General features: G+C 71.2%; 20 protein-coding genes. 7 read left to right on the top strand and 13 right to left on the bottom strand.

Annotated features, from left to right (window positions below; genetic code table 11):
* Positions 1 to 98 precede the first annotated feature (98 nt).
* The 8 genes from ACWDVB_RS09260 to ACWDVB_RS09225 all read right to left on the bottom strand — a co-directional run bounded on the left by ACWDVB_RS09260 (position 99) and on the right by ACWDVB_RS09225 (position 9,702).
* Positions 99 to 500 (bottom strand): cytidine deaminase, encoded by a 402-nt coding sequence (locus tag ACWDVB_RS09260; RefSeq protein WP_451514940.1) that lies wholly within the window; start codon positions 498 to 500, stop codon positions 99 to 101.
* The gene (locus ACWDVB_RS09255) at positions 497 to 1,759 is read right to left on the bottom strand and encodes an ABC transporter permease (protein ID WP_451514939.1); all 1,263 of its coding nucleotides are present in this window, start codon (positions 1,757 to 1,759) and stop codon (positions 497 to 499) included. Before ACWDVB_RS09255 ends, ACWDVB_RS09260 begins: the two co-directional genes overlap by 4 nt.
* Positions 1,756 to 2,913 carry an ABC transporter permease gene (locus ACWDVB_RS09250; RefSeq protein WP_451514938.1) on the bottom strand — a complete coding sequence of 386 codons (1,158 nt, stop codon included), beginning with the start codon at positions 2,911 to 2,913 and terminating at the stop codon, positions 1,756 to 1,758. Before ACWDVB_RS09250 ends, ACWDVB_RS09255 begins: the two co-directional genes overlap by 4 nt.
* Complete coding sequence (locus ACWDVB_RS09245; RefSeq protein ID WP_451515033.1) at positions 2,910 to 4,499, bottom strand: ABC transporter ATP-binding protein; 1,590 nt, start codon at positions 4,497 to 4,499, stop codon at positions 2,910 to 2,912. The genes ACWDVB_RS09250 and ACWDVB_RS09245 overlap by 4 nt, the downstream gene beginning before the upstream one ends.
* Positions 4,500 to 4,758: 259 nt before the next feature.
* The gene (locus ACWDVB_RS09240; RefSeq protein ID WP_451514937.1) at positions 4,759 to 5,811 is read right to left on the bottom strand and encodes a BMP family lipoprotein; all 1,053 of its coding nucleotides are present in this window, start codon (positions 5,809 to 5,811) and stop codon (positions 4,759 to 4,761) included.
* Between the two features lie 217 nt (positions 5,812 to 6,028).
* Positions 6,029 to 7,111 (bottom strand): BMP family lipoprotein, encoded by a 1,083-nt coding sequence (locus tag ACWDVB_RS09235; RefSeq protein ID WP_451514936.1) that lies wholly within the window; start codon positions 7,109 to 7,111, stop codon positions 6,029 to 6,031.
* Between the two features lie 136 nt (positions 7,112 to 7,247).
* A complete protein-coding gene (locus ACWDVB_RS09230) occupies positions 7,248 to 8,495 on the bottom strand; it encodes a M20 family metallopeptidase (protein ID WP_451514935.1) in 1,248 nt (415 codons plus the stop codon).
* A 316-nt stretch (positions 8,496 to 8,811) separates the two neighbouring features.
* On the bottom strand, positions 8,812 to 9,702 hold the full coding sequence (locus ACWDVB_RS09225) for a LysR family transcriptional regulator (RefSeq protein WP_451514934.1): 891 nt from the start codon (positions 9,700 to 9,702) through the stop codon (positions 8,812 to 8,814).
* Between the two features lie 159 nt (positions 9,703 to 9,861).
* On the opposite strand from ACWDVB_RS09225, the gene ACWDVB_RS09220 reads away from it, so the two are divergent.
* From ACWDVB_RS09220 to ACWDVB_RS09210, 3 genes are read left to right on the top strand one after another with little or no spacing between them, the layout of a single operon-like run.
* Positions 9,862 to 11,499, top strand: coding sequence for an MFS transporter (locus ACWDVB_RS09220; RefSeq protein WP_451514933.1), 1,638 nt, complete (start codon positions 9,862 to 9,864; stop codon positions 11,497 to 11,499).
* Positions 11,496 to 11,954, top strand: coding sequence for a protein-tyrosine phosphatase family protein (locus ACWDVB_RS09215; RefSeq protein WP_451514932.1), 459 nt, complete (start codon positions 11,496 to 11,498; stop codon positions 11,952 to 11,954). Before ACWDVB_RS09220 ends, ACWDVB_RS09215 begins: the two co-directional genes overlap by 4 nt.
* Positions 11,955 to 12,006: 52 nt before the next feature.
* Entirely contained in the window at positions 12,007 to 12,582 is a 576-nt protein-coding gene (locus ACWDVB_RS09210; protein WP_451514931.1) for a carboxymuconolactone decarboxylase family protein, read from the top strand.
* On the opposite strand, the gene ACWDVB_RS09205 is transcribed toward ACWDVB_RS09210, so the two are convergent.
* The 4 genes from ACWDVB_RS09205 to ACWDVB_RS09190 form a co-directional block, all read right to left on the bottom strand.
* Positions 12,530 to 13,669: a hypothetical protein gene (locus tag ACWDVB_RS09205; protein ID WP_451514930.1), complete on the bottom strand. Its 1,140-nt coding sequence runs from the start codon at positions 13,667 to 13,669 to the stop codon at positions 12,530 to 12,532. The two genes, ACWDVB_RS09210 and ACWDVB_RS09205, sit on opposite strands and share 53 nt — an antisense overlap.
* 38 nt (positions 13,670 to 13,707) lie before the next feature.
* Positions 13,708 to 14,670 carry an N-acetylneuraminate synthase family protein gene (locus tag ACWDVB_RS09200; RefSeq protein WP_451514929.1) on the bottom strand — a complete coding sequence of 321 codons (963 nt, stop codon included), beginning with the start codon at positions 14,668 to 14,670 and terminating at the stop codon, positions 13,708 to 13,710.
* Between the two features lie 14 nt (positions 14,671 to 14,684).
* Complete coding sequence (locus ACWDVB_RS09195) at positions 14,685 to 15,998, bottom strand: cytidylyltransferase domain-containing protein (RefSeq protein WP_451514928.1); 1,314 nt, start codon at positions 15,996 to 15,998, stop codon at positions 14,685 to 14,687.
* Positions 15,999 to 16,306: 308 nt separating this feature from the next.
* Entirely contained in the window at positions 16,307 to 17,662 is a 1,356-nt protein-coding gene (locus tag ACWDVB_RS09190) for a DUF6716 putative glycosyltransferase (RefSeq protein ID WP_451514927.1), read from the bottom strand.
* 198 nt (positions 17,663 to 17,860) lie between these two features.
* On the opposite strand from ACWDVB_RS09190, the gene ACWDVB_RS09185 reads away from it, so the two are divergent.
* The 3 genes from ACWDVB_RS09185 to ACWDVB_RS09175 are packed head-to-tail and all read left to right on the top strand — an operon-like array spanning position 17,861 to position 21,368.
* Positions 17,861 to 18,838, top strand: a complete 978-nt coding sequence (locus tag ACWDVB_RS09185) for a glycosyltransferase family 2 protein (RefSeq protein ID WP_451514926.1) — start codon at positions 17,861 to 17,863, stop codon at positions 18,836 to 18,838.
* Positions 18,838 to 20,202: a polysialyltransferase family glycosyltransferase gene (locus ACWDVB_RS09180; protein ID WP_451514925.1), complete on the top strand. Its 1,365-nt coding sequence runs from the start codon at positions 18,838 to 18,840 to the stop codon at positions 20,200 to 20,202. The genes ACWDVB_RS09185 and ACWDVB_RS09180 overlap by 1 nt, the downstream gene beginning before the upstream one ends.
* A complete protein-coding gene (locus ACWDVB_RS09175; RefSeq protein WP_451514924.1) occupies positions 20,199 to 21,368 on the top strand; it encodes an acyltransferase family protein in 1,170 nt (389 codons plus the stop codon). Before ACWDVB_RS09180 ends, ACWDVB_RS09175 begins: the two co-directional genes overlap by 4 nt.
* Here ACWDVB_RS09175 and ACWDVB_RS09170 read toward each other — a convergent pair.
* On the bottom strand, positions 21,340 to 22,008 hold the full coding sequence (locus tag ACWDVB_RS09170; RefSeq protein WP_451515032.1) for a TetR/AcrR family transcriptional regulator C-terminal domain-containing protein: 669 nt from the start codon (positions 22,006 to 22,008) through the stop codon (positions 21,340 to 21,342). The genes ACWDVB_RS09175 and ACWDVB_RS09170 overlap by 29 nt on opposite strands.
* Before the next feature lie 29 nt (positions 22,009 to 22,037).
* Here ACWDVB_RS09170 and ACWDVB_RS09165 point away from each other — a divergent pair, with 29 nt between their 5' ends.
* Positions 22,038 to 23,489, top strand: coding sequence for an FAD-dependent monooxygenase (locus ACWDVB_RS09165; protein WP_451514923.1), 1,452 nt, complete (start codon positions 22,038 to 22,040; stop codon positions 23,487 to 23,489).
* Positions 23,490 to 23,512 lie beyond the last annotated feature (23 nt).

The raw sequence follows: 23,512 nt of genomic DNA, 5'->3' as shown, positions 1-23,512 counted from the left end.
CATGTCCTTCCAGCAGTTAAGGCGTCGTACCGGCCCGACTCTACGCGCATAGAGCCCGCCAGCGAAGAAGGCCCCCGCCAACAGGCGGGGGCCCGGGTTCAGTTGAGGTGCTGCGGCCCGAACGCGTCCGGCAGCATGTCGCCCAGCGACCGCACACCCGACGACGTCTCCAGGAGCAGCTCGGCGCCCCCGAACTCGTACAGGAGCTGGCGGCAGCGCCCGCACGGCATCAGGATCTCGCCCTTGCCGTCCACGCACGTGAAGTGGGTGAGACGGCCACCGCCCGTGAGCTGGAGCTGCGAGACCAGGCCGCACTCGGCGCAGAGGCCGAGGCCGTAGGAGGCGTTCTCGACGTTGCAGCCGGAGACCGTCCTGCCGTCGTCGACCAGCGCCGCGGCGCCGACCGGGAAGCCGGAGTAGGGGGCGTACGCACGCGACATGGCCTCGCGCGCGGCTTCCCGCAGGGCGTCCCAGTCGGCGTCGACAGCGGTGGTCGTCACTTGCCTTGTCCCCTTCGGTACGGCATTCCGTCCGCCTTCGGCATCCGCAGCCGCTGGGCGGAGAGCGAGAGGACCAGCAGGGTCACCACGTACGGGGTGGCGGTGACGACCTGGTTCGGGACCTCGTCGGTCAAGCCGTACCACAGGAACATCAGCGCGGAGACGGCCGCGGTGATCGCCGCGGGGACGTACCGCTTGCGCCAGGCGAGGTAGATCGCGCCGATGACCAGCAGGACCGCGATGAGCAGCAGGAGCGCGTGGACGTTCGTACCGCCGCCCCGGAGCTTGAGGCTGTCGGTGTAGCCGAAGAGGCCCGCGCCGAGCGCGAGCCCGCCCGGCATCCAGTTGCCGAAGATCATCGCGGCGAGGCCGATGTAGCCGCGGCCGCCGGTCTGGCCCTCCAGGTAGATGTTGGAGGCGACCAGCGAGAGGAAGGCGCCGCCGAGGCCGGCGAAGCCGCCGGAGATGACGACGGCCAGGTACTTGTACTTGTAGACGTTCACGCCGAGCGACTCGGCGGCGATGGGGTTCTCGCCGCAGGAGCGCAGCCGCAGGCCGAACGAGGTGCGCCACAGGACCCACCAGCTCAGCGGCACCATCGCGACGGCGACCACGGTGAGCGGCGAGAGGTTGGTGAAGAGGCCGCCGAGCAGGCCCGCGAGGTCCGAGACGAGGAACCAGTGTTTGCCGTTGAGGTCCATGAGCCAGTCGGACAGACCTGGCACGGAGAAGTCCCCGAGGGAGTCCACGGGCGGCGACTGCTTCGACGTACCGCCCTCCTCGCCCTCGAAGGCGAAGGTCGCGAGGTAGCGCGTGACGCCCAGGGCGAGGATGTTCAGGGCCACGCCGGAGACGATGTGGTTGACGTTGAAGGTGACCGTCACGATCGCGTGCAGCAGGCCGCCGAGCGCGCCGCCGAGGATGCCGAAGAGGACACCCACCCACGGGCCCCACTGGAAGCCGGCCCAGGCACCGAACCAGGTGCCGAGGATCAGCATGCCTTCGAGGCCGATGTTGACGACGCCCGCGCGCTCGGCCCACAGGCCGCCGAGGCCCGCGAGGCCGATCGGCACGGCGAGCTTGAGCGCCGTCGACATCTGGCCGGTGGACGTGATGCCGTCGGCGCCGGTGATGATGCGGACCACGGAGATCAGCACCAGGGCGCCCGCGATGGAGAGCAGGAGGACGGGGAGCGAGACGCGGCGGCGGCCCGCGGCGGGCTGCTTGGCCGGGGGCTTGGCCACGGATGCCGTACTCATCGGGCAGCCACCTCCTTCGCGGTGTCGTTGTTGCCGTTGTTGCCGTTGCTGCCGTTGTCGGCCTTCGCCCGTGCGGCGGCGGCCAGTTCCTCACCGACGCGACGCTGCTGACGGCTCAGGCCCCAGCGGCGTACGGTCTCGGACGAGACGACGACCGCGATCACGATGAGGCCCTGCATGATCACCGCGATCTCCTTGTCGTAGGAGACCGGGGTCGCGTAGTCCAGGGCGGGCGAGGCCTTGTCGAGGAAGGCCCAGAGCAGCGCGGCGAGCGCGATGCCGACCGGGTTGTTGCGGCCGAGCAGCGCGATGCCGATGGCGGTGAAGCCGAGGCCCGCGGGGAAGCTGAGGCTGTAGGTGTGGGTGTCGCCGAGCAGGATCGGCAGGCCCGCGAGGCCCGCGACCGCGCCGGAGAGCAGCATGGCGGTCAGCACCATGCGCTTGGCGTTGACGCCGGAGGCCGCGGCGGCCGACTCGGAGGCGCCGGTGGCGCGCAGGTCGAAGCCGAAGCGGGTGCGGTTGAGGACCAGCCAGTACAGGACGCCCGCGAGGATCGCGACGAAGACGAAGCCGTAGACCTCGCCGCCCGCCAGCTTGATGCCCGGGAACCAGCCGGACTCCTTCATCACGCCGGTGGTCTGGTTGTTGCCGACCGGGACGCCGAAGTTCTCGGTGAGGGTGAGGTAGCCGATGACGCTCGTCGCGATGGCGTTGAGCATGATCGTGGCGACCACCTCGCTGACGCCGCGGGTCGTCTTGAGGATGCCCGCGATGCCGGCCCAGAAGGCGCCGGTGAGCATGGCGACCACGATGAGCAGCGGGATCTGCAGGGCGGCGGGGAGCGCGACGTGCGCGCCGACGACGGCGGTGACCATCGCGGCGAGGCGGTACTGACCGTCGACGCCGATGTTGAACAGGTTCATGCGGAAGCCGATGGCCACCGCGAGCGCCGCCAGGTAGTACATGCCGGCCTGGTTGATGGTCAGGACCTGCACGTCGGAGTAGGAGATCTGCTCCAGCATCAGGGTGTACGGCTCGATCGGGCTCTTGCCCGACGCGAGCAGCACGACCGAGGTCAGCGCCACGGCCACGAACAGCGCGATGACCGGTGCGGCCACCGCGAGGAGCACGCGCTCCTTGTCGAACTTCTTCATCGGGTCTTGTCCTCCTCGGACTCCTCGGAGCCGTCACCGGACTCGACGTGTTCCAGGTGACCGGAGGCGGCACCCGTCATCGCCGATCCCAGCTCCTCCGGCGTGATGGTGGCCGGGTCGGCGTCCGCGACGAGCCGTCCGCGGTAGATGACGCGGAGGGTGTCGGAGAGGCCGATCAGCTCGTCCAGGTCGGCGGAGATCAGCAGCACGGCGAGGCCCTCGCGGCGGGCCTCGCGGATCTGGTCCCAGATCTGTGCCTGCGCGCCGACGTCCACACCGCGGGTGGGGTGGGCGGCGATCAGGAAGCGCGGCTTGTGGCTCATCTCGCGGCCGACGATCAGCTTCTGCTGGTTGCCGCCGGAGAGCGAGGCGGCCGTCACGTCGATGCCGGGCGTACGGACGTCGTACTCCTCGACGATGCGGCGGGTGTCGGCCTGGGCGCCCTTGGGGTCGAGCCAGAAGCCCCGCGCGTTCGGCTTCTCCGTGACGTGGCCGAGGATGCGGTTCTCCCACAGCGGGGACTCCAGGAGGAGGCCGTGGCGGTGGCGGTCCTCGGGGATGTACCCGATGCCGTCCTCGCGCCGCTTGCGGGTGGGTACGGCGGTGATGTCCTCGCCCGCCATGCGGATCGCGCCGGAGTCGGCGTGCTTGAGGCCGATGAGCGCGTCGATCAGCTCGGTCTGGCCGTTGCCCTCGACGCCCGCGATGCCGAGGACCTCTCCCTCGTGGATCGTGAAGGAGATGTCGTCGAGCAGGGCGCGGCCCGAGTCGCCGTCGGCGAGCAGCTTGAGGCTCTCGACCTGGATCATCGGGCGGTCGGTGACCGTGGACTCGGCCGTCTCGGGGGTGGGCAGTTCGCTGCCCACCATCAGCTCGGCGAGCTGGCGCGGCGTCGTCTCGGACGGGACGGCCGTGCCGACGGTCGTACCGCGCCGGATGACGGTGATGTCGTCGGCGACGGAGAGCACCTCACCGAGCTTGTGCGAGATGAAGATGACCGAGAGGCCCTCGGACTTGAGTTCGCGGAGGTTGTCGAAGAGCGCGTCGACCTCCTGCGGCACGAGCACGGCCGTGGGCTCGTCGAGGATCAGCGTGGTGGCGCCGCGGTAGAGGACCTTGAGGATCTCCACGCGCTGGCGGTCCGCGACACCGAGGTCCTCGACGTACGCGTCGGGGCGCACCCCGAGGCCGTAGCGGTCGGAGATCTCGGCGATCTTTCGGCGGGCCGCGCCGCCGATGCCGTGCAGCTTCTCGCTGCCGAGAACGATGTTCTCCAGGACGGTGAGCTGGTCGGCGAGCATGAAGTGCTGGTGCACCATGCCGATGCCGCGCACGATGGCGTCGGCGGGGCTGGCGAAGGCGACCTGCTCGCCGTCGACGTTGATGGTGCCCTCGTCCGGCTTCTGCATGCCGTAGAGGATCTTCATCAGGGTCGACTTGCCGGCGCCGTTCTCGCCGACGAGGGCGTGCACGGTGCCCTTGCGGACGGTGAGGTGGATGTCGTGGTTGGCCACGACTCCGGGGAAGCGCTTGGTGATGCCGACGAGTTCGACGGCGATGGGCGGAGGGTTGGTGGACGCGTCGATGGCGCACTCTCCTCGGGGGCCAGAGGGCCTGAAGGGCCTGAAGGAAAGGGGCCGCCTACGCGCGCAGTGCCCCTGCTACTAGGTGCTTCCGGATGTTGCTGGGTGTTGCTGGGGAAGTCCCTGGTGCGAAGGGATCTCACACCAGGGGAAGTTGAGAACGCGGCCCGCGCGAACGGGGCGTGGGTGAACCATCGTCCCCCACACCCCGTCACACGAGAATCACGCCGCCGTTACGGCAGACGGTGCCATGGCCAGGCCGTTACGGCGTGGTCTTGACCTTGATCTTGCCGCTCTTGATGCCCGCCTCGGCCTTCTCGATCGCGGCCTGGACGTCCTTCATCTTCATGAACTCGGGGTTCGAGTCGGCGAGCGCGACACCGCCCGACTTGAGGTCGGCGCGGACGACGCCGCCCTTGGCGTTCCCGTCCTCGACGGCCTTCGCCAGGTTGTAGACCGAGGCCGCGACGTCCTTGGTCGCCGAGGTCAGGATGTACTTCTTGTACTTGGCGAGCGCGTCCTGCTTGTACTGGTCGGAGTCGACGCCGATCGCCCAGACCTTCTTGGCGGCGGCGGCCTCGATGACGCCCTGACCGGAGAGGCCCGCGGCGTGGTAGACCACGTCGGCGCCCTTCTCGATCTGGCCCTGGGCGGCGGTCTTGCCCTTGTCGGGGCTGGTGAAGCCGCCGTCCTCGGCCTTCTCCGTCAGATACTGCTTGACGAGCTTGACCTTGGGGTTCGTGTCCTTGACGCCCTGCGCGAAGCCCGCCTCGAACTTGTGGATGAGGGGGACGTCCACGCCGCCGATGAAGCCGACGGTCTTGGACTTGGTGGTCCTGGCGGCGGCGACGCCCGCGAGGTAGGACGCCTCCTGCTCGCTGAAGACCAGGTCGGAGACGTTGTCGGCCTTGACGGTCTCGTCGTCGACGATGCCGAAGGAGACCTTCGGGAACTTCGCCGAGACCTCCTTGATCGCCGGTGCGTAGGCGTAGCCGACACCGATGACCGGGTTGTAGCCCTGCTTGGCGAGCTGCGTCAGGCGCTGCGCCTTGTCGGCGTCCGACTCGCCGTCGACCGGCTCGACGGCCTTCTCGCCGGTCTTGAACTCCTTGGCGGCCTTCTTCATGCCCTCGGTCGCGGCGTCGTTGAAGGACTGGTCGCCGGCGCCGCCGACGTCGTAGGCGATGGCGACGCCCTTGTTCTTGTCGTCCTTGCTCGCGGCGGCGTCACTTGACGTGCCACCACAGGCGGAGACGGAGACGGCGAGGGCTGCGGTCGCGGCGCCCGCGACAGCTATTCGAGACACCCGGCGCATAGAGAAGAACTCCTTAGTACAAGCAAGCACAAGCACGTACGCGCCACACCCGGCGCTGATTTCGCCGCAGCGTAACGCGCGTAGACCTCACATAAGAACCCTTCTGTCCGGTCCGTTATCGAGCTGTGGCCACCAGGCGTCCGGGGGGCGAACGCGCGGTGGGCGCCCCCCGGATGGGAGGCGCCCAGTCGCCACACGACGTACTACGTACAACGCCCTACGGAACGGTCTTGACCTTCACCTTGCCGCTGATGATGTCCTTCTTCGCCTTGTCCACGGCGGCGACGACGTCCTTCATCGCCGTGTACTTCGGGTTCGAGTCGGAGAAGCCGACGCGGCCGGAGCCCAGGTCGTACCGCTGCTCGCCCTTCATCGGCTTGCCCTCGACGACCGACTTCGTCAGGTCGTACACCGCGCCGCCCACGTCCTTGAGGGCCGAGCCGAGGATGTACTCCTTGTACTTGGCGAGGGCCTTCTGCCGGTACTGGTCGGAGTCGACGCCGATCGCCCACTTCTTCTGCGAGCCGGTCTCCTGGATGACGCCCTGCCCGGAGAGCCCCGCCGCGTGGTAGATCACGTCCGCGCCGGCCTCGATCTGACCGCTCGCCGCGTTCTGCCCCTTGTCGGGGCTGGAGAATCCGCCCTCCTCGGGCTTCTCCGTCAGATACCGCTTCTCAATTTCGATCTTGGGATCGACGGACTTCACGCCCTGTACGAATCCGGCCTCGAATTTGTGGATGAGTGGAATGTCCACGCCGCCCACGAATCCGACGTGTTTGGCCTTGCTGGCCTTCGCGGCGGCGACGCCCGCCAGATAGGAGCCCTGCTCCTCGTGGAAGACGAGGCCCGCGACGTTGTCCGCCTTCACGGTGTTGTCGTCGATGATCCCGAACGTGGTCTTCGGGAACTTCTTGGCGGCCGCCTCCACCGCGGGCGCGTAGACGAAGCCGACACCGATGACGGGGTTGTATCCCTGCCTGGCGAGCTGTTCGAGGCGCTGGACCTTGTCGGCGCTGGACTCGCCGTCGCCCGGCTCCATGTCCACGCCGCCGATCTTGAACTCCTTGCGGGCCTTGGAGTAGCCCGCGTAGGCGGCGTCGTTGAAGGACTGGTCGCCCTGCCCGCCGATGTCGTACGCCAGACCGATGCCCTTGCCCTTGTACGACGAGGTGCCGGAGCCCTTCTCCTTGCCGCCGTTCTCCTGCGAGGCCTCGCTGCTGGTCTTGCCGCACGCGGAAGCCGCGAGGGCGAGCGACGCCACCGCCACGGCCACTTGGGAAAGTCTTGATACACGACGCATAGGACGTACTCCTCACGTTCCCCAACGCACCGCTGACGGCGCTGATTTCGGCGCACATTAACGCGCGTAGAAAGGCAGGGAACGGGTTTCCGCCCGGCCGTTACCTATTCGTGCCGAGCGCCGGATACATCCCGGGTCATGTGCGCGCGGCGTCCAACAGGGCGGCCGCGGTGAAGAGTTCGACGCCGACGGTGATGGCCGACTCGTCCGCGTCGAAGTCTCCCTGGTGGAGGTCGCGGACGGTGCGCTCGCCCGGCTTGCGGACGCCGAGCCGGGCCATGGCGCCGGGCACGTGCTCCAGGTACCAGGAGAAGTCCTCGCCGCCGAGGCTCTGTTCGGTGTCCTCGACCGAGTGGAGGCCGCGCCGCTCCACCATGGCGTCGCGCAGCAGGTCGGCGACGCCGCCGTCGTTGACGACGGGCGGGACTCCGCGGACGTAGTCGACCTCGGACTTGGCGCGGTAGAGGCCGGCGATCTCCTGGATGGCGTCGTGCACCAGGTCGGGCGCCTCCCGCCAGGCCCTGAGGTCCAGGCAGCGCACGGTCCCGGAGAGCTCGGCGTGCTGCGGGATGACGTTCGCGGCGTGCCCGGACTCGATGCGGCCCCAGGTCAGCGAGAGGCCCGAGCGTGCGTCGGCGCGGCGCGCGACGAGGGCGGGGACGTCGGTGGCGACCTTGGCGACCGCGGTGACCAGGTCCGTGGTGAGGTGCGGGCGCGCGGTGTGGCCGCCGGGCCCGTCGAGCGAGACCTCAAGGCGGTCGCAGGCAGAGGTGATGGGGCCGTGCCGCAGGCCGATGCGGCCCGCGTCGACGCGGGGGTCGCAGTGCACGGCCATGATCTTCCCTACGCCGTCGAGGACGCCCTCCTTGATGGCTTCGGCGGCGCCGCCCGGCAGGACCTCCTCGGCGGGCTGGAAGATCAGCCGCACCGGAAAGGGCAGCTGCCCCTTGCTCGCCAGACCGGCGAGGACCAGACCGGCGCCGAGGACGACGGTGGTGTGCACGTCGTGCCCGCAGGCGTGGGCGCGGTCGGGCACGGTGGAGCGGTAGGGCACCCCGAGCTTGGTGTCGGGGATGGGCAGGGCGTCGATGTCGGCGCGCAGGGCGAGCATGGGGCGTGCTCCGTCCGGCTCGCCGATGTCGCAGACCAGGCCCGTGCCGACGCTCAGCACACGGGGCGCGAGGCCCGCCTCCTCAAGGCGGGCCTTGATGGCCGCGGTGGTACGGAACTCCTGGTTGCCGAGCTCCGGGTGCATGTGCAGGTCGCGGCGGAAGGCGACGAGTTCGGCGCGCAGCGCTTCGGGCAGCGCGCCGGGGAGTGTTTCCGCGGGCGCGGACTCCGTTCCGGACATGCCGTCGGACACCTTTTCGGACGCTCGGGACATCAGTTGGTTCACCCTTTGAAGGGTAGGGCGATGCAACGGCCAACTAACCCACGATCAACAAAAGTTCAGCCCGATAGGGGAAGAAATAGTGGCCTCGTGGCGCATGGCCGCCGATCGGGATGGGTAAACTTTCACGCCGCCATGGAGGATGCGTAAGTCGTCCGACGCCTGTAGGGGGCGTGGGCGACCGCTCCCGGAAGAGGCGGTCGGGCGATCAGCTCTCTACAGCAAAACACGACAAACGGGATCTGCGCTGTACCGCCGGTCACACCCGGCCCCTCCGCCCACGCAGATGGGAACGCACGTTCGAGTCAGGTCACCCCGCCACTTCCCGTGCCGTCCGTGCGAACGCCGCCACCGCCCCCGTGTCGTGCCCCAGGCGCCACACCAGGCCGTAGCCCGTCGGCGCCGCGTCCGCGAAGGGGACGTACGTGACACCGGGGCGGGCGTAGTACGTCGCCGTGTGGGCGGGGGCCAGCAGCGCGCCCCGGCCCGCCGCGACCAGCGTCAGGCCCTCCTGCAGGTTGATCACCCCGGGGCCCCGCTCGATCGGGCGGCCGCTCGGTGTGCGGGCGGGGACGTGGTGTTCCAGCCAGTAGTCGGGGACCTCGCCCGCGAGCGTGAGGAGGGGGACGGTGGCCAGATCCTCCAGCGTCACCGTGTCCCGCGCGGCCAGCGGGTGGGCGGCGGGCAGGGCCAGTACGCGCTCCTCGGCGAGCAGCGGCGGTCCGCCGCCCAGGTCGTCCTCCCGTACGGGAAGCTCGGTGAGCTGCACGTCGAACTCGCCCCTGCGCAGTTGCCCGTAAGGGTCGCCGAGCGGCACCTCGCAGACCTCCACGGCGAGGCCGGGGTGGCTGACGCGCAGGACCTCCGTCGCCTTCATCACGATCTCGCCGGTGAGCGGGTTGGAGAACCCGACGTGCAGCACGGCGTCGATGCCGCGCGCGGTGGCGGCCGCCCGCTCCAGGGCCTCCTCGATGGCGCGGTGGTGCGGCGCGAGGTCGGCGCGCAGCTGCCGGCCGAGCGAGGTGAGGGCGACGCGGCGGCTGGTGCGGATGAACAGCGGTGCGCCCACGCGCCGTTCGAGCCGCTGCACGAGCTGGCTCACCCGGGCCTTGGAGAGCCGCATCCGCTCGGCGGTGCGGCCGAAGTGCAGCTCGTCGGCGAGGAGGAGGAAGCACTCCAGTTCGTCGCGCTCGATCGGCATCGGTGCCCCCGTGATCGTCGGATCGTTCAGCCTGATTGAACGAACGTTGCGATCTTCGCCGTTGTTCCTCTCCCCCGTCTGACCGAGGGTGATTGAGCAGACAACAACAGCGGCAGCACCAGGGTCAACGGCTGCCCGTAGCGGGAGAGTTGAGTCGTCATGAGTGACAGCGCCCAGAGATCCGCCGGACAACGGCCCACCACCAGCTGGACTCCGCGCCAATGGGGCGTCCTCCTCGTCCTGTGCGGGGCGATCTTCCTCGAAGGCATCGACGTCGCCATGCTCAACGTCGCCCTGCCCTCCATCCGCGCCGACCTCGGCCTGTCCACCGGCTCCCTCCAGTGGGTGATGAGCGCGTACGTCCTCGGGTACGGCGGGTTCATGCTGCTCGGCGGGCGCGCCGCCGACCTCTTCGGGCGCCGTCAGATGTTCGTGTTCTGGCTCTCCGTCTTCCTCGTCTTCTCCGGGCTCGGCGGGTTCGCCACCGAGGGGTGGATGCTGATCGTGGCCCGGTTCGTCACCGGGATCGCCGCCGCCTTCATGACGCCCGCGGGGCTCTCGATCATCACCACCGGGTTCGAGGAGGGGCCGCAGCGCAACAAGGCCCTGCTCATCTACTCGGGTACCGCGGCCGGCGGTTTCTCCGTCGGGCTCGTCGTCGGCGGGGTGCTGACCTCGGTGGGCTGGCGCTGGGTGTTCTTCGCGCCGGTCGTGCTCTCCGCCCTGATCCTGTTCGCCGCCCTCGCCTTCGTGCCGAAGTCGGCGCGTCCGCAGCGGGTGGCCGGGCAGGGGTTCGACCTGGCGGGCGGCCTGACCGTCACCTCCGCCATCGTGCTGCTCGTCCTCGGCGTGGAGCGCGCCACGCACGCCTCGCCCGGCTGGACCGCGGCCACCATCGGCGCCGGTCTCGCCCTCCTCGCCGCGTTCGTCGCGGTCGAACGCCGCTCGGCGGCCCCGCTGGTGCGCCTCGGCATCCTGCGCAACGGCAACCTGGTCCGCGCCAACCTCTCCGGGCTGCTCTTCGCCGCGGGCTTCTTCGGCTTCCAGTTCCTCGTCGTGCTCTATCTCCAGGAGCTCCGGGACTGGTCGACGCTCCAGACCAGCTTCGCGATGCTCATCATGGGCGTCGACGCGATCCTCTCCCCTCTCCTCACCCCCAAGCTCGTCGACCGCTTCGGCAACGCCCGGGTGATCTTCGGCGGGCTGCTCCTGGCGGCGCTCGCCTACGCCCTGTTCCTGCCGGTCGGCGCCGACTGGACGTACGCGATGATGCTCCCGAGCATGATCGTCATCGGCGTCGCGTTCTCGCTGGCCTACGGGCCGCTGACCATCGTCGCCACGGACGGGATCGCCGAGGAGGAGCAGGGCCTGGCCGGTGCGCTGCTCTACACGTCCTTCCAGTTCGGCGCCGCGCTCGGCCTCTCCGCGGTCACGGCCGTCAACGTCGCGGCCACGGCGTCCGGTGCGCCGGCGGACCTGCTCCACGGCTACCGGGCGGCCCTGTGGGTGCCGCTCGGCGCCGCCCTGCTGGCCGCGCTGATCAGCGCCTTCGGGCTGCGTGCGAGGCGGAGTGTGCCGGTGGCCTCGGGCGCGCCCGCCGTGGACGGCGCCGACGCCGATCTCCCGGTGGCGGGCCGATGGTCCGGACCGGGGTCCGAAGACCGCTGTACGCCGGACGGATTCGGGCGTGAGAATGAGCCGGACGGACCCGCGCGTGAGAATGAGGCGTCCACCGCCAGCACGCCACCGCCAGCACGCCACCGCCAACACGCCACAGGGAGCACCGACCGGCCATGACCGAGGACCGCAGCGCGACCACGGCGACTTGGCAGCCCACTGCCCCCGGCGTCCTTCGACTGCCCTCCGGGCGGCTCGTCCGCGGGCGTGGGCTGCGGCGGCCGCTGCCGGACGGACCGCCGCCCGGCTTCGGCGTCTATCTCCTCGGCAAGGAACCGGAGCGTCTCCCCTGGGAGCATGCCTGGCTGCGCTGGCCCGACTTCCGGCTGCCGAGTGACCGCGCGCGGGCGCGTGAGCTGCTGCGCCAGGTGTGGGACCGGTCGGCCGGGGAGCGCGTCGAGGTTGCCTGCGGGGGCGGGCGCGGGCGGACCGGTACCGCCCTCGCCTGCATCGCCGTACTCGACGGGGTGCCCGCCCTGGAGGCGGTCGCCTTCGTACGTACGAACTACGACCGGCGTGCGGTGGAGACGCCCTGGCAGCGGCGGTACGTGGAGCGCTTCGCGGGGCAGGCTTGAGGAGCCGGGCCGCAAGGCCCGCAGGAACACCAGGAACAGCCGAGAGGAAGCCGTGACCGACGAGCGGATACCGCCCCTCCGAGCCCCCTACCCGCCCGAGGCCGCCGCCGTCCTGCGCCGCATGATGCCGCCGGGGCAGGAACCCATCGCCCTGTTCCGCATGTTCGCGCACAACGTGCCGATGGCCGCCGCGATGCACGGCTGGGGCTCCTACGAACTGGGGCGGAACTTCAGCGCCGGGCTGCGCGACCGGGAGATCGTCATCGACCGCGTCTGCGCCCTGTGCCGCTCCGAGTACGAGTGGGCCGTCCACGTCTCCCGCTTCGCCGCGAAGGCCGGACTGAGCGACGAGCAGATCGCGTCCCTGACCCACGGGTCCAGCACGGACCCGTGCTGGACCACCGGACGCGACCGGCTGCTCGTCGAGTTGAGCGACGCGCTGCACGCGGGCGGCGACATCGACGACGCCCTGTGGGCACGGCTCGCCGCCGAGTTCACCCGGGAGCAGCTGCTCGACCTGCTGATGCTGGCCGGCTGGTATCACGCGATCAGCTTCGTGGCCCGCGCCACCCGGCTCACCCCGGAGCCGGGGACCCCACGCTTCGAGGACTACCCGCCGCAGAGATGACCGACGTCAGCCGGTGCACGTCGCGCGCCGTCCCCGTCACCCCGGACAGGAAGCCCTGGGCGCGCGGCGACGCGTTCTCCGTGAGCCAGGACGGGTCGATGTCGCAGACCGCCACCTTCACCTCCGTGCCCGCGAGGGCGAGCGGCAGCGTGTGGACGACCGTGGAGGGGAAGCTGAGGATCGTACGGCCGATGGGGCCGCGGCGGGCGATCAGCTCCAGGGGCAGGTCGGGGCGGACCACCTGGAGGCCCGTCTCCACCGCGAGCCGGTGGAGCTTCTCGGAGCTCTCGCGGCGGTGGGCGAAGTAGCGGGTCGCCCCGTGGGTGAGGGAGAGCGCCCGGACCGCCTCGACATAGCGGTCGGGGTCCACCACGCCCGTCTCGACGAGGGAGGTGCCGACCAGGTCGGCGCCGCGCGTGATGCGGGGCGGGCCGAAGCGCTCCCTGGTCCAGGCGAAGGCGTTGACCGTGACGTCGACGCCGGGCGGCGCCTGGTCGATCGGCATGGCGGAGAAGACCTCCACCGTGCGGGACGCTCCGGGGGTGAGGCGGCGCCTGGCCGAGGCCGAGACCGGCGCGAAGACCAGGTCACGGGCGCCGGGGCGGCCGCCCTTGCGGTGCCAGCGCACCAGGCGTTCGCCGCGGGCGAGCTGGGAGATGAACTCCATCGTCGCCGTGCCGTCGTCCACCACGACGAGGGAGGGGGCACGGGTGATCGTCAGGAGCAGTTGTACGTAGCGGGAGAACGGGTCGCCTATGACGATCCGGTCGGCCCTGCGCAGCGCGCCCGCGAGGCCTCCTATCGTCTGGAAGGGGGCGCTCGCGCCGCCGCGTGCCTCCTCCCAGCGGACCTCGACGCCCTCGTCGCGGGCGAGCTGCGCCATGCGGCGCAACTGCCCACGGGTCATGGGGTCGTTGGGCGACAGGACGACGACGGTGAGGCCTCCGGTCGGGCCGGTCGCGGCCGCGGCGTGCGCCCACTCCAGGACGTTGAGCAGCTGGACCGGGCTCTCCACGAAGGCGAGCGTGGTGCGCTCGGGCGCGGCTGCCGCTGCGGTGTCGGCGGCTCGGCCGACTCGGGGGCTCATCGTCGTCTGTCCGTCTCCCGTTAAGGCGGGCCGGGCGCTCAGACCGCGACCGGCTCGGCGGCCGCCGACGAGTCGGCCTCCGCGACGACGCCCGCGACGCGGCGCAGCTTCTTCATCGGGCCCAGCTCCGACTCGTACACCTTCTTGACGCCGTCGCCGAGCGACGCCTCGATGGTGCGGATGTCGCGGACCAGGCGGGTGAGGCCCTGCGGCTCGACGGAGGCGGCCTGGTCGGAACCCCACATGGCGCGGTCGAGGGTGATGTGGCGCTCGACGAAGGTGGCGCCGAGGGCGACGGCCGCGAGGGTGGTCTGGAGGCCGGTCTCGTGGCCGGAGTAGCCGATCGGGACGTTCGGGAACTCCTGCTGGAGGGTGTTGATGACGCGCAGGTTCAGCTCCTCGGCCTTGGCCGGGTACGTCGACGTGGCGTGGCAGAGCAGGATGTTGTCGGAGCCGAGGACCTCGACGGCGTGGCGGATCTGCTTCGGCGTCGACATGCCGGTGGAGAGGATGACCGTGCGGCCGGTGGCGCGCAGGGCGCGCAGCAGCTCGTCGTCGGTGAGGGAGGCGGAGGCGACCTTGTGGGCGGGCAGGTCGAACTTCTCCAGGAAGGCGACGGCCTCGGTGTCCCACGGGGAGGCGAACCAGTCGATGCCGCGCTTGGCGCAGTGCTCGCTGATGGCCTGGTACTCGGACTCGCCGAACTCCACGCGGTGGCGGTAGTCGATGTACGTCATGCGGCCCCAGGGGGTGTCGCGCTCGATGTCCCACTGGTCGCGCGGGGTGCAGATCTCCGGGGTGCGCTTCTGGAACTTGACCGCGTCACAGCCGGCGTCGGCGGCCACGTCGATCAGCTTGAACGCGTTCTCCAGGTCACCATTGTGGTTGATGCCGATCTCGCCGGTGATGTACACGGGCTGACCGGGACCGGCCGTCTTCGAACCGAACTGGCGCAGGCGGGAGTTGGCGTCGAGGGGGGTGACGGAGGTGAGGGTGCTCATGGCGGGAACTTTCCTTAACTGTGGAGGGAGTCGAGAGAGGGGCCGAGGATCCAGGTGGCGATCTCTCGGATCGCGCCTTCACCGCCGGGGACGGTGGTGACCGCGCGGGCCGCGTCGCGTACGACGTCGTGGGCGCTGGAGACCGCCACGGGCCAGCCCACGAGGGCGAAGCACGGGAGGTCGTTGACGTCGTTGCCGACGTAGAGCACGCGCTCGGGAGCGATGCCCTGCTCCTCGCACCACTGCTTCAGTGCGAGGTCTTTCCGGTCGATGCCGTGCAGGACAGGAAGCCTCAGCTTCGTGGCGCGCGCGGCGACGACCGGGTTCTGTTCCGTGGACAGGATCAGCATGTGCAGGCCGCTCCTGCGGAGGGCCGCGATGCCGAGGCCGTCCCCGCGGTGCACGGAGACGAACTCCCGTCCGTCGGAGTCGATCAGCACCCTGTCGTCGGTCTGGGTGCCGTCGAAGTCGAGGACCACCGCGTCGATGTCGGCGGCGGTGGGCCGGGCTTTCGCGTGGCCCGTGTCGAAGAGGGGCGCCAGCGCGCGGGCCCGCGCGAGGTCGTGCGGGTCGTCGACCTCAAGGACGCGGGCCGGGTCGGTGCGGACCGGCTCGGTGTGGCCGAAGAAGCGGTGCTTGTGGGTACGGAAGCCGGCCGCGTCCATCGCGTAGGCGGCGCCGGTCTCCAGGAGGTCCTGGGGGCGGTCCTGGCGGCGCGGACGGAACGACTTGTCGTGGTTGACGCCGTAGCCGCCGCGGGTGCGGGTGGAGTTGGCGAGCGTCGCCGTGCCGCCCACGGAGTCCGAGCGCTGCGCGGGGACCTCCGCGGACGGGGAGCCGTCCGTGGCGTCGTCCGCCGCGTCCCGCCAGATGAAGCCGTGGAAGGGGGCGACCGTGACGGCCGTGTCCGCGCCGTTCTCCACGACGGCGGCCGCCACCCCGTCGATGTCCTCGCGGGTGAGGAAGGGGCTGGTGCACTGCACGAGCAGGACGACGTCGACGCGGGCGCCGTGCAGGGCCTCGTGGGCGTCCATCGCGTGCAGGACGGCGGCCTCGCTGGTCGCGGTGTCCCCGGCGATCGCGGCGGGGCGAAGCACCACCTCGGCGCCGGCGGCGCGGGCGGCCTCGGCGATCACCTGGTCGTCCGTGGAGACCACGACGTCCGTGACGAGCCGCGCGCCCAGACACTCCCGGATGGCGCGCACCACCAGCGGCACGCCGCCGACCGGGGCGAGGTTCTTGGCGGGCACACCCTTGGAGCCGCCGCGGGCGGGAATGACGGCGAGGACTCGACGGACCGGCGTACTCGCTGGGCCGGGGTGGGACATGGGGGCTCCTGGGAGTGGGAGAAGGTCGGGGGAGGTCACAGCGCGACCGTCCACCGCGGGAGGGCCGTAGGAGGTCGCAGCGGGCTCCGCCGCCCGGTGACGGTCGTGGGAGGCCACAGCTCGCCCCCCGGCTGCGGGACGGCCGTAGGAGGTCACAGCGGGCTCCTCGGCCGCGGGACGGTCCTGGCGGGTCACAGCGAACTCCTCCGCCGCGGGACGGCCGCGGGAAGCCACAGCGCGCCCCCCGGCCGCGGAACGGTCATAGGAGGTCACAGCGGGCTCCTCGGCCGCGGGACGGTCGTGGCGGGTCACAGCTCGCCCATCCGGCGGATGACGGGGGCCACGCGCTGCACCCCGTGGCGGTAGGCGCCGCGGGCCGCGCGGCGCACGATCTGGCGTACGGGGCCGGGGTCCCTGTCGGCCGTGGGGGTGCCCGGCAGCGGGGAGCCGTCGGGGGCGAGGTGGTGGCGGGCGAGGATGCCGGGCAGATAGCCGCGGGCGGTGGTGAGGCCGTAGTACGGCTTCAGGGGCGGAATGCGGCCGGCCGCCGCGTCGGCGAGGAGGTCGGTGACCTTCCGCCTCGCCTCGTCGAAGGCCCGCTCGTACGCCCCGTCGGCGGCGACGCCCTGCCGGGCCAGCCACCGCTCGTCGGGCACGGGCAGGTGGCCCGCGTCCAGCTGGTCCCAGGAGGCGAGGCATCCGGAACCGGTGAAGTGGTGGTTGCCGAGCGCCTCGCGCACTCCGAGGTCGGTGAGGACCGCGGTGGGGATGCGCCGGTGCAGGGATTCGAGGGCGGCCGTGGAGCTGACGGTGACCAGCAGGTCGGTGCGGTCCAGGACCTCGCCCATGTGCCCGTAGACGAGGCGGCAGTTGGCGGGCAGGCCCCCGTCGATCCGCTGCGCCAGCTTCTGGTAGGGCAGCTCCTCGATGTGCGTGGTGTGCTCGCCGGGCTTGCTGCGCAGCTTGAGCAGGACCTCGCGGTCGGGGTGCAGCCGGGCGTGCTCGGCCAGGCGGCGCAGCAGGTAGGTGCGGTGCGCGGCGCTGTCCGGTACGGAGGGCTGGGCGGCGAAGACGACGGTGTACGGGTCGTTCTCGGTGCGGTAGGGCGCGCCGCCGAGGAACGGCAGGGCGGCCTCCGTGACCGACGAGGCGTCGGCGCCCACCCCTTCGTACACCGCGCGGAAGCGCTCGGCGTCCTGACGGGAGTTGGCGAGGACGACGTCCGCGCCGTGCCGCAGGAGGAGGCCGTCGGTGAGCTTCTCGTAGACGACGCCGACATAGCCGGTGACGACGACGGGCCGCTTCTGGGGGGTCCCGGTGAGGCGGGCGTCCTCGGTGACGCGGGCGAGTCCGTGCAGCACGGCCTGGACCGCCCCGCCCACCAGGGCGAGCACGATCACATCGGGCGCGTCCCGCTCCATCTCGCGCAGGAACTCGACGGCGGTGACCTCGCGCAGGGAGTCCGCGCGCACACCCACCTCTTCGAGCTGCCGGGGCGTCGGGGTGGCCCGGCCGCGGAGCAGGTACCCGCTGAGTCGATGACCGTCGGACTCGGACCGACTGTCCGATACGATGCGGTTCGCGGTAAGAGCGCCCCATTTCCATCGCGTATCGGAATCGGCGAGCACGGCCACCCGCAGCGGGTTTCGGTTACTTGCTGGCACGTCCCAGACGCTAGGAAGCCATTTCGATTCGCGGCCCAACTCAGGTGCAACAAACGGTTAACAGCATGCCGACGAATGGCTAATCGGCCCGTGAAACGCCTTCCCGGCAGCCCGGTTAACCATTCCGCCACGCGTCGTTCACCTGGCATCCCACTGCGGGTCGAGACGAATGACGGGCCGACACCTAACGTCACCCTCGTGGTTAAGCTCTCCGTCATCGTGCCGTTCTACAACGTGCAGCAATACGCGCCCGACACCTTGAGGAGTCTGCGCGCGAACGCGCGCGACGACTTCGAATTCATTCTCGTCGACGACTGTTCGCGCGACGAGACCCCGGACATCCTGGAGCGTGCGGCGCGCGAGCTTCCCGGCGCCGTCCACCTCAGACATGAGAAGAACGGAGGGCTCGCGACCGCCCGCAACACGGGCCTCGACGCGGCGCGCGGCGAGTACCTCACCTTCCTGGACGGTGACGACTGGCTCGCCCCCGGCTACTACGAACAACTCCTCGCCGCCATCGAGGGGTTGGGCTGTGACTTCGTCCGCACCGACCATGTGCAGTGCACCGCGCGGTCCCGTTCGGTCCACCGGGTCCCGCACGGCAGGCGCGGCGTCGTGCTGGACCCGCGCGAGGTGATCCTCCCCGCCGACCGGTCGACGTCCGTCGACTACGCGTACGCCTGGGCGGGCATCTACCACCGCCGGCTCGCCGACGCGGGCCTGCTGCACTTCACCGACGGTCTGCGCACCGCGGAGGACCGGCCCTGGATCTGGCGGCTGCACCGCGAGGCGGAATCCTTCGCCGCGGTGAGCCTTCTCGGCGTGTTCTACCGGCGCGGGGTCGCCTCGTCGCTCACCCAGATCGGCGACGTACGGCAGCTCGATTTCATCAAGGCATTCGACCAGGTGGTACGGGAAACCGCGGCGGACCGGGACGCCGACAGACTCCTGCCGAAGGCCGTGCGCACCTATTGCGCGATCATCTCCCACCATCTGGGATCCATCGAAAGGTTCGAGCCACCCGTGGCGCGCAAATTGAAGTCAATGAGTGCGGCCGCGCTGAAGCGGATGCCGCAGGGCGTGCTGGACGACGCGCTCGACTCCATGGACGTCCAGCGGGCGACCCGGCTGCGCAGGCTGCGCCGTCGGCCCGTGTCGCCGGAGGTGGCCGCGTAATGGCGACCCAGATCTTCCTGGCGTCCACGCTGTACGGCGCCGCGACGCTCGCCGCCGCCCTGGACGCCGACCGCTTCGGCCCCGCCGGCCGCCGCATCCTCCTCATCAGCAACAACGCGGCGACCCCGGAGACCACGACCTCGCTCGACGCGATGCCGGGGTTCGCGCGGCTGCGCGGCCGCTTCGACGACGTACGCTCCTGGAACGAGGCCATCGCCCCCTTCCACCCGGGTGGTTGGTCCCCGCGCGGCGACGACGTCGTGCTGTGGGAGCGGTACGTGCGGATGCTCTGGGATCTCGGCGACGACGATGTCGAGCTGGCCGTCGAGTCGATCCAGGTCAACCCGGCGCTCGCGCTCACGCAGATCTTCACCGGCGCCCCCGTCGACGTCTACGCCGACGGCCTGATGAGCTACGGCCCCACCCGCAACAAGATCGACCCCCTGGTGGGCACGCGCGTACGGCGCCTGCTCCATCTGGACCTGGTGCCGGGGCTCACCCCGCTGCTGCTCACCGAGTTCGGCGTCGAGCCGGAGATCGTACCGACCGACGCGTTCGTGAAGGTGCTCGCCGAACTGGCCGAGGACGAAGAGGCGGAGGCGGCGGGCGACGCGCTGCCCAGCCTCGACGCGCCCGTCCTCGTTCTCGGCCAGTACCTCTCCGCCCTGAACATCCTCACCGCCGAGGAAGAGGAGGAGCTGCACGTCCACATGGTGCGCGGCGCCGCCGAACTCGGCCACACCCAGGTCGTGTTCAAGCCCCACCCCACGGCGCCCGCCCGCTGGTCGCGCACCCTGGAGAAGGAGGCGCGGGCGATCGGCGTCGAGCTGACGGTGCTCGAATCGCCCGTGCTCGCCGAGGTGCTCTACCAGCGGATGCGGCCCGCGCTCGTCGTCGGCTGCTTCTCCACGGCGCTGCTCACGGCGTCCGCGCTCTACGACCTGCCCGTCGCCCGCACCGGCACGGACCTCCTCCTGGAACGCCTCGCGCCCTACCAGAACAGCAACCGCGTCCCCGTCACGATCGTCGACGCGCTGCTGCCCGAGCTGACCGACCGCGCGGCGGTCTCGGAGCGGCGGGCGGGCATGGGCACCGGTGAGCTGACGAACCTCCTCAAGGCCGTCGGCTTCGCGATGCAGCCGCAGATCTATCCCCGTCTGCGCCCCGACGCCGAGCGCTACCTCGCCGGGAACCTCTCCGCCCGCACCTGGCGCTACTTCAAGCGGCGCCGCCTCACCGCGCTCGCCCTGCCCGGTGCGCTGCCCTCGCAGCTCGCGTTCATCCCGCGCAACGCGGCGGTACGTCGCGTCGCGCGTCGCGCCCGTTCGGTGCGGCGCTCCATCCAGCGGACCGCGCTCGGATGACGGCCCCCGCACAAACGCTCCCGCGCGCGTCCCCGGGAGCGGGCACCTCGGCACGCCCGGCCACGGCCACGCCCACAGCCACCGTCGTTCCCGCCCGCGCGAAGCCCCGGCTGCGCGCGCTGGACGGGCTGCGCCTGGTCGCCGCGCTCATGGTCGCCGCCTACCACTACGGCGGCCGCGACGGCGAGATATCCAAGGCCTGGGGCAGCTCCCCCAGGCTCCAGTTCCCCACCGCCCACGAGTGGTTCGCGTACGGCTGCCTCGGCGTGCAGATCTTCTTCGTGATCAGCGGCTTCGTCATCTGCATGAGCGGCTGGGGCAGGCCCCTGCGCTCGTTCTTCGCGTCCAGGGCCTCCCGCCTGCTGCCCTCGTACTGGGCGGCGGTCCTCCTGGTGACGGCGGTCTTCGCGCTGCCGGTCGTCGCGTACGACGCGGTCTCGCCCAGCGACGCGCTGGTGAACCTCACCATGCTCCAGCAGCCGCTCGGCGTGGACCGGGTGCTCGGCGTGTGCTGGACGCTCTGGGCCGAGCTGCGCTTCTACGCGCTGTTCGCGCTGTGTGTCGTACTGCCGGGCGCGACCCGTGCCCGGGTGGTGCTGTTCTGCGCGGTGTGGACCTTGGCGGCGGCGGTCGCGACGACCGCGGACGTGCCGCTCCTCGACCTGGTCCTCATGCCGGAGTACGCCCCCTTCTTCATCGGCGGCATCGGCGTCTACCTCGTCCACCGCGACCGCGGCGACCTCACGGCGTGGGGCATCGTGGGCGTGAGCTGGCTGCTCGGCCAGCACTACGCGGTCGCCGGGCTGTGGCACGCGCCGAACCCCGACTTCTTCTCGTACCGCTCCTCGCTCGTGATCATCGCGGTCGTGACGGCGGGCTTCGCGGCGGTGCTCCTGATCGCGCTCGGCCACCTGGACCGGGTGAACTGGCGCTGGCTGACGGTCGCGGGCGCCCTCACCTACCCCTTCTACCTGGTGCACGAGCACCTGGGCTGGGTGGCGGTCCAGGCGCTGCACCGGGGCCTCGGACTGCCCTCGTACGCGACGTTCGCGCTGACGATCGCCGGGATGCTGGCCCTGGCGTGGCTCCTGAACCGGTACGTCGAGGAGCGGCTGACGCCGCTGATCCGCAGGGGCCTCAACCGGAGCCCGACGCCCCCGAAGTGAGGAGCGTCGCCCCGATCCCCGCCACGACCGCGGTGAGCCCCGCCTCGAAGCCGCGGTCGTGGCCGCGGAACATCTCCTCGCCCGCCGCCGCGGCCAGCGGGTAGGCGGCCAGGCGCTCGGCGCGTGCCGCGAGGTCGTAGCCGCTCTCTCCGCGGCCGGGGCCGGGAGCCGTGGCCTGCTCCTCGATGACGTACCCGATGGTGTAGCCGTACACGGTGAACCAGGCGCGGGCGGCCGCGCCCGGTGTGAAGCCCGCCGTGACGAGCGTGCGCAGGAAGGTCTCCAGGGGGGCCACGTACGACAGGTCCGTGTACTGGGTGCCGCTGAACACCTTGGCGCCGTCGCGGTAGCGCAGCAGATGGCCGCGCAGCCCGCGCATCGCGCCGGTGAGGGCGCCGCGCCAGTCGTCGGCCGGCATGGCAAGGAAGTCGTCGGCCATGCGCCGCATCATCTCCGTCGCCATCTCGTCGAGCAGCGCCTGCTTGTCCTTGAAGTGCCAGTACAGGGCGGGCGCCTTCACGTCGAGGCGCTGGGCGATGGCACGCAGGGTCAGCCCTTCGAGGCCGGTCTCGTTCAGCAGGTCGAGCGCGGTGCGCGCCACGCGGGTGCGGTCCAGCTTCGTCGTAGCCACCTTGACAATTTAACACCGTTAAGCGCAGGCTCTGCCGCATGGAACTTAACAGCGTTAAGGACGTGGTCCCGCGTGTGGAGAGCGACGTGCTCGTCGTGGGCGCCGGTCCCACCGGGCTGACCCTCGCCTGCGACCTGGCCAGGCGTGGGGTCCGCGCCCTCGTCGTCGAGCGGGCTCCGGTCCTCTTCCCCGGCTCGCGCGGCAAGGGCCTCCAGCCGCGCACGCTGGAGGTCTTCGACGACCTCGGCGTGGCCGACGCGGTCCGCGCGGCGGGCGGCCCGATGCCGGTCGGCATGGTGTGGCGGGGCGGGCGGCGGCAGGGCGAGTACCGCATGTTCGACGAACCGGAGCCGACGGAGACCGCCCCGTACACCGAACCCCGCATGCTCCCCCAGTGGCGCACCCAGGAGATCCTCCTCGCGCGCCTGCGCCGGCTCGGCGGTGACGTCGCGTTCGGCACGGCCGTGACCGGCCTGACCCAGGACGCCGCGGGGGTCACGGCCGCGCTGTCGACGGGCGGGACGGTGCGCGCGGTGTACGCGGTGGCGGCGGACGGCGGCCGCTCCACCCTGCGCCGGACGCTCGGCATCACCATGGCGGGCGAGACGGTGGACCCGAACCCGATCCTGGTGGCGGACATCCGCGTCCCCGCGCTGGACCGCGACAACTGGCACCTGTTCCCGGCCGCCGACGACAGCGGCCTGTACACGGCGATCTGCCCGCTGCCCGGCACCGACGACTTCCAACTGACCGCGCAGTTCCCCGCCGGGACGGCGCCCGACCTCTCCCTCGCGGGCGTACGCGGCCTCGTCGCCGCCCGCACGCATCTGCGCGGCGACGACGTCACCGAGGTCCGCTGGTCCTCCGACTTCCGGCCGCGCGCGGCACTGGCGGACCGTTTCCGCGAGGGCCGCGTCTTCCTCGCCGGGGACGCGGCGCACGTCCACTCGCCCGCGGGCGGCCAGGGCCTGAACACCAGCGTCCAGGACGCCTACAACCTGGGCTGGAAGCTGGGCGCGGTGCTGCGGCACGGCGCGCCCGAAGCCCTGCTCGACACCTACGAGGAGGAGCGGCTGCCCAACGCCGCCCGGATGCTCGGACTCTCCACCCGCATCCACCGCGGCGAGGCGCGACGCGGCGCCGCCACCCGGCAGCTCGGCATCGGCTACCGCGAGGCGTCACTGGCGGTGGAGACCCGCGAGGGCCTCGCGGAAGAGGCATTGCGGGCGGGCGACCGCGCACCGGACGGGCCGTGCGGATCCGGGACCCTGTTCGACGCGTTCCGGGGCCCGCACTTCACGCTGCTCGCGGTGGGCACGGACGCGGAGCTGCCGCCGCTGGACGGCGATGTGGTGCGGGTCCAGCGCGTACCCGCGTACGAGCCGTACGGGAAGGGCCTCTTCCTGGTCCGGCCGGACGGGTACGTCGGGTGGGCGGGCGAGGAGGCGCGGGATGGTCTGGTGGAGTACCTGACGCGATGTGCGGCTTGACCTCAAGTCCGCTTGAGGTCCTA

The sequence above is a fragment of the Streptomyces sp. NPDC003379 genome, from assembly GCF_053589195.1.
The sequence above is the reverse complement of the archived record's forward strand: the minus strand, read 5'-3'. Positions and strand labels throughout refer to the sequence as shown.